The organism is Scytonema sp. PCC 10023, from assembly GCF_963920835.1.
Lineage (GTDB): Bacteria > Cyanobacteriota > Cyanobacteriia > Cyanobacteriales > Nostocaceae > Kalymmatonema.
In genome coordinates this window covers 54326-69259 of record NZ_CAWUDP010000061.1, presented here as the reverse complement: position 1 = coordinate 69259, position 14934 = coordinate 54326, and the positions used below count along the sequence as shown (strand labels likewise).

13 protein-coding genes are annotated in these 14934 nt (G+C 44.1%); 7 read left to right on the top strand and 6 right to left on the bottom strand.

All coding sequences use genetic code 11. The features are described from left to right. Positions 1 to 280: 280 nt before the first annotated feature. Positions 281 to 1729, bottom strand: a complete 1449-nt coding sequence (locus tag ACM0OZ_RS30675; RefSeq protein WP_414586616.1) for an MFS transporter — start codon at positions 1727 to 1729, stop codon at positions 281 to 283. Between the two features lie 1130 nt (positions 1730 to 2859). Then, a complete protein-coding gene (locus ACM0OZ_RS30670; RefSeq protein WP_414586615.1) occupies positions 2860 to 3348 on the bottom strand; it encodes a DUF4174 domain-containing protein in 489 nt (162 codons plus the stop codon). 203 nt (positions 3349 to 3551) lie between these two features. Here ACM0OZ_RS30670 and ACM0OZ_RS30665 point away from each other — a divergent pair, with 203 nt between their 5' ends. Next, complete coding sequence (locus ACM0OZ_RS30665) at positions 3552 to 4769, top strand: glycosyltransferase family 4 protein (protein WP_414586614.1); 1218 nt, start codon at positions 3552 to 3554, stop codon at positions 4767 to 4769. 254 nt (positions 4770 to 5023) lie between these two features. On the opposite strand, the gene ACM0OZ_RS30660 is transcribed toward ACM0OZ_RS30665, so the two are convergent. Beyond that, on the bottom strand, positions 5024 to 5539 hold the full coding sequence (locus ACM0OZ_RS30660; protein WP_414586619.1) for a pentapeptide repeat-containing protein: 516 nt from the start codon (positions 5537 to 5539) through the stop codon (positions 5024 to 5026). Positions 5540 to 5553: 14 nt separating this feature from the next. On the opposite strand from ACM0OZ_RS30660, the gene ACM0OZ_RS30655 reads away from it, so the two are divergent. Next, positions 5554 to 6162: a YraN family protein gene (locus ACM0OZ_RS30655; RefSeq protein WP_414586613.1), complete on the top strand. Its 609-nt coding sequence runs from the start codon at positions 5554 to 5556 to the stop codon at positions 6160 to 6162. A 301-nt stretch (positions 6163 to 6463) separates the two neighbouring features. On the opposite strand, the gene ACM0OZ_RS30650 is transcribed toward ACM0OZ_RS30655, so the two are convergent. Then, a complete protein-coding gene (locus tag ACM0OZ_RS30650; protein WP_414586618.1) occupies positions 6464 to 6853 on the bottom strand; it encodes a hypothetical protein in 390 nt (129 codons plus the stop codon). A 240-nt stretch (positions 6854 to 7093) separates the two neighbouring features. Here ACM0OZ_RS30650 and queA point away from each other — a divergent pair, with 240 nt between their 5' ends. Beyond that, entirely contained in the window at positions 7094 to 8311 is a 1218-nt protein-coding gene (gene queA / locus ACM0OZ_RS30645) for a tRNA preQ1(34) S-adenosylmethionine ribosyltransferase-isomerase QueA (protein WP_414586612.1), read from the top strand. 378 nt (positions 8312 to 8689) lie between these two features. Here queA and ACM0OZ_RS30640 read toward each other — a convergent pair whose 3' ends face one another. Together ACM0OZ_RS30640 and ACM0OZ_RS30635 are read right to left on the bottom strand one after the other, a co-directional pair. Then, a complete protein-coding gene (locus ACM0OZ_RS30640; protein ID WP_414586611.1) occupies positions 8690 to 9385 on the bottom strand; it encodes a potassium channel family protein in 696 nt (231 codons plus the stop codon). Between the two features lie 165 nt (positions 9386 to 9550). Further along, positions 9551 to 10885 carry a TrkH family potassium uptake protein gene (locus ACM0OZ_RS30635; protein WP_414586610.1) on the bottom strand — a complete coding sequence of 445 codons (1335 nt, stop codon included), beginning with the start codon at positions 10883 to 10885 and terminating at the stop codon, positions 9551 to 9553. Positions 10886 to 11034: 149 nt separating this feature from the next. Between ACM0OZ_RS30635 and ACM0OZ_RS30630 the strand changes: the two genes are divergently transcribed. From ACM0OZ_RS30630 to ACM0OZ_RS30615, 4 genes are all read left to right on the top strand, one after another. Beyond that, positions 11035 to 11877, top strand: a complete 843-nt coding sequence (locus ACM0OZ_RS30630) for a methyltransferase domain-containing protein (RefSeq protein WP_414586609.1) — start codon at positions 11035 to 11037, stop codon at positions 11875 to 11877. A gap of 340 nt (positions 11878 to 12217) precedes the next feature. After that, on the top strand, positions 12218 to 13276 hold the full coding sequence (locus ACM0OZ_RS30625) for an RRXRR domain-containing protein (protein ID WP_414586608.1): 1059 nt from the start codon (positions 12218 to 12220) through the stop codon (positions 13274 to 13276). Positions 13277 to 13334: 58 nt separating this feature from the next. Further along, complete coding sequence (locus tag ACM0OZ_RS30620; RefSeq protein ID WP_414586607.1) at positions 13335 to 14300, top strand: homogentisate phytyltransferase; 966 nt, start codon at positions 13335 to 13337, stop codon at positions 14298 to 14300. A 163-nt stretch (positions 14301 to 14463) separates the two neighbouring features. Beyond that, the gene (locus tag ACM0OZ_RS30615; RefSeq protein WP_414586606.1) at positions 14464 to 14931 is read left to right on the top strand and encodes a tetratricopeptide repeat protein; all 468 of its coding nucleotides are present in this window, start codon (positions 14464 to 14466) and stop codon (positions 14929 to 14931) included. Positions 14932 to 14934: the final 3 nt, after the last annotated feature.

Below are 14934 nucleotides of genomic sequence, written 5' to 3'. Positions count from 1 at the left end.
GCCATGGAGCATGTTCTACACCTGGCGTCCTAACCGCCCTGGCGCCTGCTATATTTCCAATTATGGGTAGCTTTGGGTAGGTGTTATGTAACGGAACTACTTTTCCAGTGTCTAATGAATCCTGGGTGGTAACACAGATAGACAAAGTTAAACCCCCATGTCAAAGTGAAGGGGGTTTGATAAGGATTGAGCTAAACAGCATAGATGTGGTAATCAGTTTTAACTACCTACGCCCTCAACCCCAGCAATAAATTGCGGGCTTGCGGGCTTGGATAGTCGGTTAATCTACAGAAGCTGCAATTTCCACTGTTGAAAAGGACGGTTCTTCAGGCTTGAAGCCTATGATATTCCGCATCAGTTCCACAACAGACACACTGCGCGGTTCTTGCACAAATACCAAGGGTAACAGAGCAAGCAATCGTAAAATAGCTGAAAGAGCAAATAATCCTGTTAAGCCAGCAATAATATCTAACCCAGCTATGTAGCCGCCAGCTGCTGAACCCAAACCACCACACGTTCCAGCAACAGCAGCGGCGATCGCATAATATTGAGAAGGACGAGTTGCTGATGCTATGGACATTTGAATATTGGTGATGCACAAGTCAATCGCTGCCGCAAAACCGCCACAGACTAAGTGTATGAGCGGTAGCCATACCCATACAGAAACTGAATCAGAGCCAACAAAGAGCCAGAATAAAGGTGTGAGTGCTACCAGAATGCCGACTAACAACAGCAAGGGACGATTTCCAATCCTATCAGCTAACCTTCCCCAGACCACTAGCATGACTAAGTTCGCTCCAGCTACTAAACTGGTGTAGAGTGTGACTGTGCTGACATCCAAAGCCAAATTTTCCATCATGTAAAGATTGAAAAATGGCGCGCTCAGGTTGAACGCAAACATCCACAATCCCAAATAAAGCAGAAACTTTAAGAAATTGATGTCTTGAAAAATATTGAGTTTTTCAGGTTGGTTACGAGTTGTTTTCTGTTGTTGGGGCTTTGCTTTGCTATGTTCGATTATTTGTGGATTGACATCCGTCATCCAAAACTGACACGCCAAACTCAACAGCCCAATGACAACTCCTAATAACAACAGCACACCGTAACCTTGGATTGATCCACCAGGCCAAGCCGAGATGGCAAAACCGAGAAGTGGCACACAAACAAGATTAGTCAAACTCGCGGCACTATTGCGAATTCCAAAATACCGACCTCGTAAGCGTTGGGGAACCAAAGCAGCCATCCAGCTAAACCAGGCACAACTCCCTAAAGCTCCTAAGATATTGCTGATTAGGATGATTGCCAACGTCCAAGTGACAAGTTCGTGTGAAGCAGTATTAGACCAGCCCAACCACGCAATGCCCCCGACTAAAATCAGCCACAGTAGTCTCGAAGGTGCAAAAATTGCTAAAATGTACCAATGGCGACTTTTCATACTGTCGGCAATATACGCTCCCAGTGGTTGAAGAAAATTTACCAGCATGGGAATTGACGACAGCAAACCAATTTCAACTGGGGTAGCACCTAGCTGGAGTAAGAAGTTAATCAGCAATACGCCGCTGGTGATGTTGGAAAAAATAGTCGCTAAAACACCATCAATAGTAGATGCCTTCAGGCTTGTCCTCGTGGCTTGCTTAGAAATTTTGGGCGGTGCGTCAGTCTTGATGATTGGTGTAGATGCAGCCTGGGGTTCTAATACTTCTAAAACTGGGGAAGATAAGGTGTTCACTATAGTAAGATTAAGGTATTAAGTTGGACAAGCAAGTACTGAAAGACCAGTGTTAGTGGTCGTAACCTGAGAATAATCTGGCTCTTAAGATTTACATAAGAGTCAGCGGAATGATAGATTTATCAATCTCTGGAAACAAAATAAAAGATAAAATTCCATCCAATAATGAGATGCAGACCGTAGCTATTTACGGCTACTTAAGCTGTAGGAAGTCTTGAGCAACGAAGACACAACAACATACAAAAGTATGTTGTTTACTCAGTAGATACAGCCTTATGACTTCATGCAGCGTTGCTGAAGTATTGGCTGAAAAACCTACAGGGTACCAAACTATGTTTTCCCTCTGGTGCTTGCTTCAAACAGCATTAGATGGAATTGTCAAAAAATTTTAATTGATGCCTTTTGCGTCGTTTTTCTACTCACTGCACTCTTGTACTCCTATCCCACTGGAAGAATACCTATTTTTTAACCAACCGCCAAAAACGGTTTAGACGGGCAGCGCTGCAGCAGGGCTTCCCGAACTCACAGCGACTGCGTAAGTCCAGAGGACAGGCTGCGCCTTAGGGTAAGCTCCCACCAAGTCAAGGCACGCGTAGCGTCTTGGCTACTAAGAAGGCATAGGAGACACCCGATAGCCGTAAGGCGTGGCGTCGTCAGCCATAAGGCATGCCGCAGGCTAGAACGCGAACGAGGAGAAAGAAGAATAAATAGGTAATCTTATAGCGACAAGGCAGTAGGACACATAAGTAGGGGTTTATTTTCCATTAAATGAAAAAGTAGTTACCCTAAATGAGTGGCGAAGAGAAGGAATCAGTAAGTGTTACGAATGTATACAACTACTTTTCATTTCTATTTAAAAATTTAATTTTTATTTCTTTATCTAGAATTATAGTGCAATTTGAGGAATGATAAACAACAATATTTTCTATGGTAAAACTAAAAATGATCTGTCGATGACTATAGGTTAGGTGCGGTGATCTCAGCAAGCCGATCGCCCCCCTGTTTGAGGGTTGATGTGAGTTCTATGAGATAGCCGCTTTCCAAGCAATGGCAGATCATACCAGAGTAGGTTAGCGAGCCCCGACTTGATTTAACTGAGTGCAGCTGCAACAAGAAGCAATACTCAACTTCTAGCTACCTCGTTTTTGCATTTCCTGTTGTCGCATAGGCATAGCATCGATTTGCTCAAAAATGGTTTTGGCTTGGACTGGAGTCGTTTGACGACGCTTGACGCCGCCGTCTTTACCAACCAAAATGACGCGGAAATCTTGAGCGCCAACTTGAAGGCGATCGCGCAGCCTAGCAGCTGAAGAAGGATCTATTTGCTGTGAGTTTGCATAACTATTTCCATCTGTCAAGACTTCAACGAGAATCAAATCTCGCTCAACAAAAGCTGATTTGTGTCTTTGGAATTTTTGCATCTGCTGTTGATAAGCAGGGTTGTTGCTGGAGGGAGCAAAGACTAGCAGTACTCGGTTTTTCCATTTTTGCGAACTCAGGTTAAATGAGGGCATCATAGCAGCATGATTGGGTGAAGCTTGGGCATACGTAGATGTACTTGCTGGCAGTAGGATAAAAAATGCCAGTAAGGGGAGAGTAATCAGTGCTGACTTATTCACAATCGAACTCTTCCTAACGCTGAGGGGTAAAAAATTGCTTCATATCTACAAGTCCCCTTTTAAGCTATCATCAATTCTTCCGAATCTTCCTCTATCGTCATAAAACAGGGGCAAACAAAACCTTCGAGATTAAAAAAGGTTAAAATCTAGGTGCTTATTTGGGGTGCAGTGAACATATATTTGCTGAACTTTGCAAACCTATCATGCGAATTTTATTCGTCTCTATTCACTTTCCTAGTGATTTAAGCACTTGTACCCAAGGTGTATACAAACGGATGTCACTGTTTATTGATGCCATCAAAGAGATTGGTGAAATAGACATGTTGTTTTTTGTGCCACCGGAAACACAAGTTTCTCCAGACGCGATCGCCCAAACAGAACGTAGCTTTTTTCAACACTGGCAAACTAAGATTAACCTATTTCTTTGCCCGAAAGAGGAACAGAACTCACTCCCCAAATGGCGACAGCAGTGGGACGGCATTTTTAACTTTTTCAAACAGTCAGACTTTTTCATATCGCCGCAGCAGATGCAAGCACTTGAGAAATGTTTGAGCCGAAAACCAGATGCCATATTTGTTCATCGACTCTCATCAATGAGTGCTTTCATGCAGGTACAGCAACCTCTGCCACCTGTTTTTCTTGATTTGGATGATATTGAACATATCAGTTTTATGCGCCAAATTCGGCAGCCGCCCACTAGGCTAGCAACGCAGCTGTATTACTTGCAAGTACCTGCGCGTTTTTGGGGTGAGATGCAAGCGATTCGTAAGGCGCGTTGCTCGTTTGTTTGTTCAAGCGGCGATCGCCGCTATCTAACAAAACGCTTAGGATTGCCTAATGTTGTGACTGTACCCAACGCAATTGCAATTCCAGAACAACAACCGATTGCACAAGAACCCACTTTGCTGTTAATAGGAGGCTACAACTATTTTCCCAACATGAACGCCGCCAACTTTCTCATCGAACGAGTGTGGACTGATATCTATAAAGCCATACCGGATGCTAGGTTAATCATTGCAGGACCTTATCCGCAAAATATTCGCAGCTACAACAAAAAAGTTCCAGGTGTTGAGTTTCCTGGATTTGTGGATGATATAGATGCCCTTTATCAAAAGTCTCGTGTGGTGTGCTGTCCCATCTTTTCCGGAGGAGGAACGCGAGTCAAAATGATTGAAGCCGCTGCTTATGGCAAACCAATTGTCGCAACGAGCATCGGCGCAGAAGGATTGGAAATGAAGGATGGACAGGAATTTTTGATGCGTGATCATCCCAAAGCTTTTGCCCAAGCATGCTTGGAACTGTTGCGCAATGATGATTTGTGCAAGTGCTTGGGTGATGCTGCTCGTGCAGCGGCAATCCGCCATTACGATCGCACCAATATTGTGCAACAAATTAAGCAGCTGATCCAGTCTCACCTATAGGGATTCTGGGCTGTATGCACCACAAGGTAGGGGCACAGCCATGCGTGTCAACTTAAGATGAAAGTCAGTAAGTGACAATGCTTTGAGAGATTGCCTTGTTCCCAGTCAGAGGCTTAGAATACCATTGGAAGGCTCTGCCTTGCTTAGTTGCGGCAGAGCCGCTTCAAGGGCATTTCCAGGTAGAACCTGGAAACGAGATTTTAGAAGGGTTTTGGCTTAAGTTTTCTAACCCCACAATTAAATTTTGTTACTGTTCATGGACAAAACAAAGTATCGCGGGTGTCACGTCCTGTGGTTGGGTTAGTACCTTTGGCTACCTTGCACAATTTATCTTGCTCATCCCTACGCAGCAGCACATCAGTAAAATCTGCTCCGTCAATAATCGCACCATCAAATTTGGCGTTAGCAGCGAAAGCGCCCTCCAACACCGCATTTGTCAAATTTGCTTTGATGAGACGAGCCGAGTCTAAAGTAGCATTTGTGAGATTAGCCCCCTCAAGATCTGCTGATTCCAGATTTGCAGCAAAGAAGCTGACACCGCTTAAATTAGCGTTGCTGAAGTTGCTGCTGCGGAGATTAGCATGAGAAAAGCTAGAGTCTGTTAAATCACGTCCTGAGAAACCAGCTTCTATCAAACTTTCTTTGTTGTAGTCAAGTGCTAAAGCTTCTGGCGCAAAACCTGCAAAACCTACAGATACAGTGATGCAAATCACAACCCAAAGCAATAAATTGAGTATGCTTACGCACATCCGATCGCTTAACTTACTCATCGTACTTTTTGCTAATGGCACATCCTCCATATCATTATCCCGATATAGGTATCGCAGGAGAAGACCTGGTAGCGCAATGGTTACAATCCAAAGGTTGGATGATTTTGCATCGTCGATGGCGTTACCGACAAGGAGAAATCGACATCATTGCCGAATACGATGAGGAAGCAGGAGAAGACAAAGCGACAAGCAGACAAACAGACGAGGGAAAAGCTCCCTCATCTCCCTCATCTCCCTCATCTTCCTCATCTCCCTCATCTCCCTCATCTCCCTCATCTCCCTCATCTTCCTCATCTCCCTCATCTCCCTCATCTCCCTCATCTCCCCTTTTGGCATTTGTCGAAGTTAAAACTCGTAGCCAAGGGAATTGGGATGCAGGGGGAAGAAACGCCCTTACAAAACAGAAGCAAACAAAACTCTGGCATACAGCCCTGATGTTTTTAGCTAAGTATCCTGAGAAGGCAGACTACCCTTGCCGATTTGATGTCGCTATTGTATGCTATCAACCGATGTCAGAAGAGTTAGGTCTTGTGACATTTGCCCAAAAAGCTATAGCCACTTCATCAGTGGGTGGACATCTGTTGATGTTACAGGAATACATTAAGGCTGCTTTTGATGCTTAAACCAATAAAAGAGCTGCTGTTTTGTCCTGTAATATATACCGCTTCTCGTTTGGATGAGGTAATTATTTATCTGTGTAGCCTACGGTACGGCTTACGCCTACATCTGTGTGCATCTGTGGTTCTTATTTCTTAATGTGTTGCACTCAACACCACAACCGCTACAGCTTCTACTAGCGATTCAAGTGTATATTCATTTCATTTAGAGCCAAGGTAAACAGTAACCGATAAAGAGAAAATACCTCAATTATCAATTACTGCTCACCATAATCTTTAACATAGCGGGTGTTAAAACTTGAAGGTATTACGCCAGCGTTTCTGGACAATAGCCCAATCCCCTGACGAACTGTTGCCGGAACGCCTCTATTTCCTCTTTTTCCGGTTTACCATGAGAGACAATCGCGACTTGGTAGCGACGCATGACGTCAACTGGACACTGTCCGGCTTCCAAACTCCATAGTGCCATTTGGACTCGCATCGGCGGCTCGTAGCTAATTCCTAATTCACTTAAGAAAGCCCGAATGTCGCCATGTTCTTGAGGCGAGAGGTGACGCTTTAGTTTTACCCTAATCACCCAACCATCAATCTGATGAATTACGGTGAGAAACGAAACAGGTATTTGGGGTTTAGCGTGCAAAAATTGAACAACCCTTAGAGTTAGACTGGCATTTGCCAGGTAATACAAGTATTCCATCTTGGTGCTTGGGATCAAAGCCAATCCTACATCCTTATTATTCGTATACAGACCCCAGTACCCGCTAGGGTAAAAGCCCCCGTTTTTAGATGGGGAGGTTTACCCAATTTTTATAAAGGTGTTTGCGTGTTAATTACCAGCATCCAGATCAAAGCCACGGAAACTCATTGAGCGTTGATCCCCGATAGTTCTCTATCAAGAGCAGCTAAAACCTGATTATTTGAGAAAGTTCATATATCAATGCAGCAACAACGAACAAAAAGCAATTTAAACACAAAATCTAGCCATAAGAAGGAAGACGTGGAATTCGAGAGTTGTCTATCTGGATATGACTATGAATTACCTCAAGAACTCATTGCCCAAAACCCAGTGGTTCCTAGGGATAGTTCCAGACTTTTGGTAGTAAATTCTCCTAGTACAGGTACAAACACGGCACCCCTACACCATATTTTCCGAGATTTGCCAGAGCTTCTGTATCCAGGAGATTTACTGGTAATGAATAACACAAAAGTGATGGCAGCGCGGCTGTATGGTTGTAAATCCACTGGCGCGGAGATAGAGGTGCTGCTGTTAGAGGAACGCCTGCATAATTGTTGGTTAGCCTTAGTCAAGCCAGGGAAACGTTTTAAAGCGGGAGCAAAGATTATTTTTGAAGCAAGGGGAGTAGGAGAAGATAAGGGAGATGAGGGAGATGAGGGAGATGAGGGAGATGGGGGAACAACATCCTCCTCATCCCCACCTGAGTTAACTGCTACAGTTCTAGAAACAGACGAGGCGACTGGTGGGCGTCTGTTGCAATTTGATTTGCCAGAAGGGATGTCCTTAGTGCAATTGTTGGATGTATTTGGAGAAGTTCCTCTACCGCCTTACATCACTGCGTCTGATGCTGAAAACGAACAGTATCAGACGGTTTACGCGAAAACTCCAGGAGCAGTCGCAGCTCCCACAGCAGGGCTTCACTTTACAACAGAATTACTAGAGCGGTTGCGCGATCGCGGAATTCATCAAGCTTTTATAACATTACACGTTGGGGTGGGGACATTTCGCCCGGTGGAGGTGGAGGACATAAAAACTCACAAAATGCATGAAGAATGGATTGAAGTGCCTTCCTCAACGGTAGAGCAAATCCGCGCAACTCAGGCATCTGGTGGTCGAATTATTGCTGTGGGTACAACAGTAGTAAGGGCATTAGAAGGAGCAGCAGCCAAAGGTGAGTTACAACCATTTTGTGGCAAAACAGACTTGTTTATCTACCCAGGCTACCAATGGCGCGTTGTACAAGGTTTGATTACCAATTTTCACCTACCGCGTTCTAGTTTACTGATGTTGGTGAGTGCTTTAATTGGTCGGCAACGTTTGTTAAATATATATCAGGAAGCGATCGCATCTCGATACCGCTTTTACTCGTTTGGCGATGCAATGTTAATTTTGCCAGAAGGAAGGACTCCAGGAAAATAAATCATGGGTTCGTAGTAGGCGGATCAGAACGCCTACTAAGTAGCCATCATCAACTGCGTACACCCTTCGGGTATCTCCTCCGGAGACGCTACGCGTTAGCGTAAGCTCCTCGCGGAGCGAGGCACAGCAGTCGCCTGGCTGTCGGGAAACCCTCCTGCAGCGCTGCTTCACCAGGACAGATGAAAATTTATTTTTTCTTCTGCGTTCTGCGTTCCTAACTGCGGAGTTCTATTTTCAAGTCAGGCGGACAAAATTTTTTGTAGGATGCGGTCTTCTTTGGCATAACGCATCAATCGCTCGGACAGTATGGGTTACGCTTCGCTAACCCATCCTACATTTATTCATGTCGAGCTACTTATAAGCCGATTTAAATTTGTTTCAAATCGGTAAGCGATTAATGTCTTTATTGCAACCAATCACAACCATGGCTGAACCACGTTCAAGACGCTTATTGGGGTTAGGATTAATTTGGAATTTGCCATCTTGACTGACAGCTAGCAAATTCAAACCATAGCGGTTGCGAAGTTGTAGTTCGGCGATTGTTCTGCCGTGAAATTCGTCTGGGACAATTAATTCTACAATACTGTTATCTGGGTCAAGGTCAAATCGGTCTAGAATTGCTGGTTTTGTAAGTGTTCGCGCTAGAGCTCTACCAGCTTCATATTCAGGGAAGACAACATGATCTGCTCCGACTTTGCGCAACAACTTGCAATGAACTTCACTAGATGCTTTTGCCACAACATGGGGGACACCACCTTCCTTCACATTTAGGGTGGTGATTATGCTTTCCTGAATGTAATTTCCTATGGCTACAATGACCGTATCAAATTCTAAAATTCCAGCTTCTCGCAGTGCAGCTGGTTCTGTTGAATCTAGTTGCAAAGCATGAGCAGTTATCTGCTCCGTTAACGCTTGGGATACCCGCTTTTCATCTATGTCCGTAGCCAGCACTTGATAGCCGAATTTATGCAGTGTTGAACAGACTGAGCGACCAAAACGACCTAACCCAATCACAGCAAACTGGTGATTGTCTTTACGCAGACTGCGAAAAAATCCCAATGACGCCAAATCCACAGTTGTTATCCTTATTAACACTGTTTTATTTAAGGCAAAAACTCGGTTTTCCCGAATAAATTAAAAATTTTATTTTTTGCCTAATTTATATTTTATCATTTCGTTATACTTGCATCTCATTTGCCAATTGGTTCTTCCCCCTGTCCCCCAATACCCCACTCCTGACTATCCTACAAGTAAGTTTTCTTCAGGATAGCGAACACTGCTAGGTCGAGGGTCTCCGAGTATAGCTGACATAAGTAGCAAAATACCAACTCTTCCAATATACATCGTCACAATTAATATTAGCTTGGCTGCGGCAGACACACTGCCCGTAATTCCAGTAGAAAGACCAACAGTGGCAAAAGCTGACACAACTTCAAATAAAAGTTGAATAAATGATATTTCGGGGTCTGTTAGTGCAATTAAAATGGTAGATGCAATTACTGTTGCCACTGAACCAATCAAAGCTCCAACAGCTTTCAAAATTACAGAGATTGCTATACTACGCTCGTATAATAAAACTTCTTCTTTCCCTTGGAGAATTGCCTTAGTGCAACTGGTAAGAACTCTCAGGGTTGTTGTTTTGAGTCCGCCTCCTGTACCCCCTGGGCTTGCACCTATAAACATGAATGCAATTGTGATAAATAGACCAGCAGTGGTCATTTTTCCTATATCTATGGTATTGAATCCAGCAGTTCTCGTTGTAGCCGATTGAAACCAAGCTCCTAATAACTTTTCAAGAAAACTCAAATTTCCAAATGTTTCCACATTTTTGAATTCTACCAAAAAAAATGCAACTGTCCCAATCAATAAAAGGACTACGGTTGTGCTAGTTGCCACTTTAAAATCTAAAGAAAATAAGAGATTAGTAGGTTTTTTAAGTAAGCGATCGCGTAACCAAACGTAAGTTTCAAAAATGACTTGATAACCAATTCCACCTAAGATAATTAACAATGTCATAGAGAAAACTATTAACACTGATGATTGATATCCAATCAAGTTATCTTTAAACAAACTAAAACCAGCATTATTCCAAGAATTCACACTATGAAAAATAGCTAACCAAAGTCCTTGATCCCATCCAAACTTGGGAACAAAAGCTGGTAAAAATAAAAATATTCCTGTAATTTCAAAAATTAGAGTCGTGGCAATAATTGAGCGAATAATTTGGGCACTCCCATGTATTCCCGGTCGATCTAAGGCTTGTTGAATGGCAACTTTTTGTCGCAAGTCGAATTTACGACCAATCAGCATAATCAAAAAAGTTGTGGTTGTCATGTAGCCCAAACCACCAACTTGAACTAACAGCAAAATAAATAATTGCCCCCAAAAAGAAAAATAAGTGCCTGGATCTACCACGGATAACCCTGTGACACAAACTGCTGATGTTGAGGTGAAAAAAGCTACAATTAGGTTATTCCACGTACCACTACTGGTAGAAAAAGGCATCATTAGCAGGAGCGTTCCTACAGTGATGACTGCTAGAAAACCTAAGCAAATCGTTCGAGAAACAGTCATAAAAAAAGTAAAAAAAAACACATCCTTTTGAACAGGAGCAGGGTTTCTCTTACCTAAAAGCAAAAACACCTTTATTTAATTAAAAACACACATGGTAGCCTACCAGTATGTATTTTTAAAATTTGCTTCTTCTTTACACCGCTTTCTTCATGAGTGCAACACTTTACCAGCAAATTCAGCAGTTTTACGATGCTTCCTCCGGTCTGTGGGAGGAAATATGGGGCGAACATATGCACCACGGCTACTACGGTGCAGATGGTACGCAAAGAAAAGACCGCCGTCAGGCGCAAATTGATTTAATTGAAGAACTCCTGAAGTGGTCTGGAGTACAGCAAGCTGAGAATATCCTAGACGTAGGTTGTGGAATTGGTGGTAGTTCTCTGTATCTGGCAGGGAAATTTAATGCCAGGGCGACAGGAATTACTCTGAGCCCGGTACAAGCTGCAAGAGCAACAGAACGCGCTTCTGAGTTTGGGTTGAGTTCTAGGACTCATTTTCAAGTGGCTGATGCCCAAGCAATGCCTTTTCCTGACAACTCTTTTGACTTGGTTTGGTCGCTGGAAAGCGGTGAGCATATGCCCGATAAAACCAAGTTTATGCAGGAGTGCTATCGGGTACTCAAACCTGGTGGAACTTTGATTATGGTGACTTGGTGTCATCGACCAATTGAGAATTCACCACTTACAGCGGATGAGGAGAAGCACTTGGCGGAGATTTATCGAGTGTATTGCTTGCCTTATGTGATTTCTTTACCGCAGTATGAAGCGATCGCCCATCAACTTGGGTTACAAAACATTCGGACTGCTGATTGGTCCAAAGCTGTTGCTCCGTTTTGGGATATAGTGATTGATTCAGCGTTTTCTCCAAAGGCGATTTGGGGTTTGCTACTTTCGGGTTGGAGTACTATCCAAGGGGCGCTGTCTCTGGGGTTGATGCGTCAGGGTTATGAGCGCGGGTTAATTCGGTTTGGGTTGTTGTGTGGAAATAAATAAACGTAGACGCGCAGCGGCGTGCCGCAGGCTACCGTACCAAGCAAGAGAGAGCGCAAAGAGAGGAGAGGGTCAATAACTCCGCCCTAAAAGGGACGGAGCTTGTAAGCGGCAGGGCTTACGTGTTTGACTAGCTCAGTTGAGCCTAACTCTGGTACAAACTGCCGGATGCTTTCCCAGTCCGGTCTATCTTTAAGCCGTCTTGCCTGCGGCGTTGGGTAATGCCCTTACGGGTTCGCCAGTTGCCTACGGAGGGAAACCCTCCTTCAGCACTGGTCTCACCAAGACATCTTGAGTTAGGTGAGCGAGGGAACTATTAACTTTACTCGTAAGGATTATCTCCATGCAACGAGTTCCGGTGTTAACACCATCAGGTAAACCATTAATGCCAACAAAGCCCAGTAGGGCGCGGCGTTGGCTAAAACGAGGATTAGCAAAAGTTGCTTATAACGACCTTGGGATCTTCCAGATCCAATTGATCAAGTGTCCCAGGACGACAGACGCGCAACCAATTGCAGTCGGTATCGACCCAGGCAAACTCTACACCGGTGTTGGTGTTCAGTCTGCCAAGTTCACTTTGTGGACTGCTCATTTACAGTTGCCGTTTGAAATAGTCAAAAAACGGATGGACCAACGCGCCATGATGCGGCGTGGTCGCAGAGGGCGACGGATCAACCGTAAGTTACCTTACAATCAACGCGCTCATCGTCAAGCTAGGTTTGATAATCGGCGTCAATATAAGATCGCGCCCAGTATCCGGGCTAATCGCGAGCTAGAGTTACGAATCATTGACGAGCTATCTTTGATCTACCCAATCACTACTATTGCGTACGAAATTATCAAAGCGCGTGGTGATAAAGCGTTTAGTCCTGTGATGGTTGGTCAAAAGTGGCAACTGGGGAACCTTGCTGATTACGCCGAAGTACAACAAGTTGAGGGTTGGCAAACAGCACAAATCCGGCAGCAGTTAGGGCTGCAAAAACAGAAGCATTCAAAAGGGGACGCGATACCCGCGACTCATGCAGTAGACGGTATTGCCTTAGCATGTGGCACTTTCATCCAGTACGGCGTTCTTAACCGTCACACGATGGGATGGAACGGCAATGTTACTGTAACCCCTGCGCCCTTTGCCGTGATCCGTCGTCCGACCGTCTCGCGCCGTCAACTTCATCTCATGGTTGCTGCAAACGGTGGAGTAAGGCGCAAGTACGGCGGTACTTGTACCCGTCACGGTTTCAGGAAGGGCGACTTGGTTAGGTCTCCTAAGGGCATCGGTTTTGTGTCAGGCGATACCAAAAAACAAATATCTGTTAGCGATGCTAACTGGCGACGGTTAGGACAGATAGTATCTAGCAAGATTCAATTGATCCGTCGTTCAAACGGGTTAATTGTAACTTACTAGATTTGTAAAGCCGTCCTCCGCTTCGCTGAAGGACGGGGTTTCAGACCCATAATTTTCGATGAGTCAGGTTTCACAGCCAGGGTTTCAGGCTAGTTGGTTTTATAGTTTTTGGAAGTTTTCGCGTCCTCACACGATTATTGGCACGAGTTTGAGTGTATTGGGGTTGTATTTGATTGCCCTGTCTCTATTTTCCAATCCTGTACAAGCGCAAGCCACTACGCCCATACTCCCTCTTTTGGGAGCGTGGATTGCCTGTCTATGTGGCAATGTTTATATTGTGGGGCTGAATCAACTTGAGGATGTGGCAATTGACAAGATTAATAAGCCGCATTTGCCTCTTGCCTCTGGGGAGTTTTCCCCAGCTACAGGTAAATTGATTGTAGCTATTACCGGAGTTTTGGCGTTGCTGTTAGCCTGGCTTCAAGGACCGTTTTTGTTGGGAATGGTGGGTATGAGTTTGGCGATTGGCACTGCTTATTCTTTGCCGCCAATTCGCTTAAAGCGGTTTCCTTTTTGGGCGGCGCTGTGTATTTTTTCAGTGCGCGGGTCAATTGTTAATTTAGGGTTGTTTTTGCACTTTAATTGGGTGTTGTCTGGTGGTGATGAAACGCAAAATTCAGCGTTTCTATCAATTCCGTCTGCTGTGTGGTTGCTGACATTGTTTATTTTGGTTTTTACGTTCGCGATCGCCATCTTCAAAGACATCCCCGATATGGAAGGAGACTTGCTCTACAATATACAAACTTTCACCCTCAAACTCGGTAAACAAGCGGTTTTCAATCTCGCTCTTTGGGTGTTAACTGTTTGCTATGTAGGGATGATTTTGGTTGGGAGCCTGCGCCTTGCTGAGGTGAATTCTCTTTTTTTGGTGAGCACTCATCTGGTGGCACTGGTTTGGATGTGGTGGCAAAGTAGACAAGTGGACTTGCAAGACAAAAGCGCGATCGCTCGCTTTTACCAATTCATCTGGAAACTGTTTTTCCTGGAATATCTGATTTTTCCAATAGCTTGTCTTTTGGCTTGAAAATACGGTAGGAACCTCACCCCCTAACCCCCTCTCTGCAGTGCGGAGAAGGGAATATTCTCCCCTCCTCGCTTGCGGGGAGGGGTAAGGGGTGGGGTTAAAGCGCACTGCACCTAAATGCAAACCGCTATAAAATGAATTTTATAGATGAACTCTTAACACGATGTTTGACAACTTTCAACCAAGTTATATTATTGCCGTAACTGCTGTCATTTCTAGTATCGCCATCCTTGGCTATTTTTCTTGGAAAACTTTGATTACGTCAAATGTTTTCCAAAAAGGAGTGAATCTTTATAAGCAAGAAAATTATAAAGATGCAGAAGCAGCTTTTCGTCAAATGATTTCTCTGAATTCTACGAATGATGTTGTTCACTTGTTGCTAGGAGATACTTTGATGCAACAAGGTAAACTAGAAGAAGCAATCCAACAGTTTCAAGAAGTGATTAATCGCGCTCCTAAAAAAGTTGATGCTTATTTGCGTCTATCGAATGCTTTCATGCGGCAAGAAAAGAAAGCGGAAGCAATTTCTAATCTAGAAAAAGCTAGAGATTTATGTCAAGCACAGCGTCAACAGGAAAAAGCAGAACAAATTAATCGTATTCTTCAAAAAATCAGTAAAAATAATTCGTAACTT